General features: G+C 65.7%; 4 protein-coding genes and 1 pseudogene. 2 read left to right on the top strand and 3 right to left on the bottom strand.

Features of this window, described 5'->3' with window-relative positions; genetic code table 11:
* The 3 genes and pseudogenes from EP28_RS14775 to EP28_RS11430 all read right to left on the bottom strand — a co-directional run.
* A pseudogene (locus EP28_RS14775) lies at positions 1-125 on the bottom strand (AbrB/MazE/SpoVT family DNA-binding domain-containing protein); the annotation flags it as partial.
* Between the two features lie 63 nt (positions 126-188).
* Entirely contained in the window at positions 189-371 is a 183-nt protein-coding gene (locus EP28_RS11435) for a hypothetical protein (protein ID WP_049984144.1), read from the bottom strand.
* A 14-nt stretch (positions 372-385) separates the two neighbouring features.
* Positions 386-895 (bottom strand): hypothetical protein, encoded by a 510-nt coding sequence (locus tag EP28_RS11430; RefSeq protein ID WP_049984143.1) that lies wholly within the window; start codon positions 893-895, stop codon positions 386-388.
* A 156-nt stretch (positions 896-1,051) separates the two neighbouring features.
* On the opposite strand from EP28_RS11430, the gene EP28_RS11425 reads away from it, so the two are divergent.
* The gene (locus EP28_RS11425) at positions 1,052-1,279 is read left to right on the top strand and encodes a hypothetical protein (RefSeq protein WP_049984142.1); all 228 of its coding nucleotides are present in this window, start codon (positions 1,052-1,054) and stop codon (positions 1,277-1,279) included.
* Positions 1,276-1,452, top strand: a complete 177-nt coding sequence (locus EP28_RS14250) for a hypothetical protein (protein ID WP_155118482.1) — start codon at positions 1,276-1,278, stop codon at positions 1,450-1,452. The genes EP28_RS11425 and EP28_RS14250 overlap by 4 nt, the downstream gene beginning before the upstream one ends.
* Positions 1,453-1,704 lie beyond the last annotated feature (252 nt).

Genomic DNA, 1,704 nt, shown 5'->3' with positions numbered 1-1,704 from the left:
TCCTCGTCAATCGGGATGAGTTCGATGCGGTCCTCGTATTCGACGACGTGGAACCTCTCGCCGTACTTCTTCCTCAGCTCCGAGGACAGGTACAGCCGGCCGTGCGAGTCAGTTTCGACGGACATACGCACCGGTAGGTGTGGCAAGAACAAAGAAGTTATCCCAAAGACCGGGGGAACGTCCCAAACCTACCTGTCGGCCGGGCACTCGCTCAGGTGTTCCATGTACCCCGCGTCCTCGTAGTCCTCGCCGCACATCGGACAGACGCCGTCGAACGTCGGTTCCGGGTTGCACGTTGCCTCGTGGCGATTCGGATAGAGAATCCGGTTCCCGCACCGCTCGCAGATCGGGCGGTCCTCGAAGATCGCCATGCCCGACCACCGACTCACTCACCGGTGTACGTCCACTCGCTCCCGCCCGCTCCTGGCTTCTCGACGTCCGGATGGGCTTCGAGGCCCGGCTTCACAACGCGACGCCACCACGCTCCCCGGTACCGCTCGCCCGACTCCAGGTCGGGCACGTCGTAGCCGACCGGGTGCTCGGGCATCACCTCCTGGACGAACTCGCGCATCGTCGCCTTCCCGTTCGCCTGGAGGTACTCGTACGCCGCGCGCACGGCCTCGACGCACTCCTCGTGTGGCTTGCTGCTCGGGAACTCGACGCCGCTCAGGAACGCCTCCACGCCGCTCTCAGCGCCGTCAGTCGGACGCGGGGGTTCTGGCTCCTGGTCCTCCGGCGGCCACGTCTCGGACGGCTCCTGGTCGTCCTCGACGTCGCCCTCGTCGCCCCGGTGGATGAGTTCCCAGATCACGTCCTCGTAGCTCTCACCGCGTCCCTTCCGGTCGTGTAGTTCGTCGGCCAGCTCGTCGGAAACCTGTATCGTTGTACGTCCCATACTTCTGTGTTGACTGTGGGGTACATAAGTCTACATCTCCATAGTAACATAGAGCCATAGATTTATGTGGGCGGCCTTCCCACTGAGGAGTGACGCGGGACGCCTCCAGAAGTGAGGCCGGTGCTGAAGACACCGACCCCTGCGTCGGACGACGCAATGTCAACTACAGACCGAACTCTCGTAAAACCGCCGGAGGAACCGCACGACGACCCAGCCCTGCGACTCGACGACGCCAGCGACCGCGTGGCCGTCCTCGCGGGCGCTGTGATCGGCCAGATGCACGGCGCGGGCGACGTGGACCAAGAGGACGTCGAGGACCTGCGCCGCGCTGTGAGCGACGTCGAGGACGTCCTGGACGAACTCGACGCGGGGGCAGACCAGTGACGCTCGACGACGTCCACGTCACCGCGCGCACGATCAGGACCGATCGCGGGACGACACATACAGTCTACGAGGTCGCCGGCCAGACCTACCACTCGCGCGAGCAGCTCCTCCAGGCGCACGGCCGCCCCGATCTCGCCGCTCGGGACACCGACCGCGCGACTGTCGCACCGTGACCGAATAGCCCGCGAACAGCCCCGTCTCCCCGGTATTCCCGTTCTGCGCCCCGTTCTTCGATACGCACACCCCACCTTTCGAGGCGACAGACCAGCTTCCTCCGCCGTCGCTCTCGGTGAGCCAGCGGCTAACCAACGTCGGGCAGGCGAGAAAGGGCGTGTGTTGGTTAGGCGTCGTAGTCGCCGCGACGCGCGCGGAACGCGACCTCGTCGAGGCCGGCGCGCTCGCACTCGGCCACCAGGAACGCCTTC

The sequence above is a fragment of the Halorubrum sp. BV1 genome, from assembly GCF_000746205.1.
In the GTDB taxonomy this organism is placed as follows: domain Archaea; phylum Halobacteriota; class Halobacteria; order Halobacteriales; family Haloferacaceae; genus Halorubrum.
Note: the sequence above shows the minus strand (reverse complement) of the source record. Positions and strands in the feature narration are given on the sequence as shown.

What these genes read in the sequence shown, in the direction of transcription:
- EP28_RS11425 (WP_049984142.1), top strand. Translation starts at nt 1,052, where the DNA reads ATGTCAACTACAGACCGAACTCTCGTAAAACCGCCGGAGGAACCGCAC.
- EP28_RS11430 (WP_049984143.1), bottom strand. Translation starts at nt 895, where the DNA reads ATGGGACGTACAACGATACAGGTTTCCGACGAGCTGGCCGACGAACTA.
- EP28_RS11435 (WP_049984144.1), bottom strand. Translation starts at nt 371, where the DNA reads ATGGCGATCTTCGAGGACCGCCCGATCTGCGAGCGGTGCGGGAACCGG.